The organism is Streptomyces sp. cmx-18-6 (assembly GCF_046548915.1).
Taxonomy (GTDB): Bacteria; Actinomycetota; Actinomycetes; order Streptomycetales; family Streptomycetaceae; genus Streptomyces.
Window position 1 is genome coordinate 1 of record NZ_JAEBEP010000049.1, and the last position, 625, is coordinate 625.

Annotated in this window: 1 pseudogene; it reads right to left on the reverse strand. The window is 73.8% G+C overall.

What is annotated here, in order from left to right:
- Positions 1 to 66 precede the first annotated feature (66 nt).
- Positions 67 to 625: pseudogene (locus tag ACLJPL_RS34080) on the reverse strand (protein transporter Sec31); the annotation flags it as partial.

The following is a 625-nucleotide window of genomic DNA, read 5'->3' on the forward strand; positions in this document are numbered from 1 at the left end:
GGGGGGCTACGGCGTGGAGGCCGACGGCGGCGAGGAGCGCGGCCATCGGCCAGAGGACGGCGAACATCAGGCGCCTCGACGGAGGTCGCGGAGGTAACGGTCGACGCTGTCCGGGGAGACCGGGCGGCCGAGGCGCTCCGCTGCGTCGTGGATTACGGCGTCCCGCTCCCGGATTCCGTCGTCCCAGGCGATCCGGACCGCGTCCTTCGTGGTCAGCGACTTACGGCCGGACGGATCCGGATCGTCCGCGGATCGTCCGGACCGGGCCGGATCCGCGGATCCGGGATCCTCCGCCGCTCCGATGGCGCGCTGCTCCGCCTCAACGGTGGCCTGTCCGCGCTGGAGTTCGCGGCGGATCGGGATCAGCGCGAGCTGGCCGTCGACTGCGGCGCGGCGCTTGGTCACCCACTGCTGGGTGCGGTCGTCGAGCGGGCGCGCGTGCACGCGCATGGCCATGGACCAGCCGCCCTTGGCGAGCCCCGACACGACCGCGCCGACCGCGCCGACGATGAGCTGATCGAAGACGTAGCCGTGTGCGAAGACGGCGCCCATGGACCCGGCCCGCGCCAAGGCCGCACAGAAGGCCGGCCGGTGGGCGCTCGCCGTGTCCATGGGCGCCGTCTTC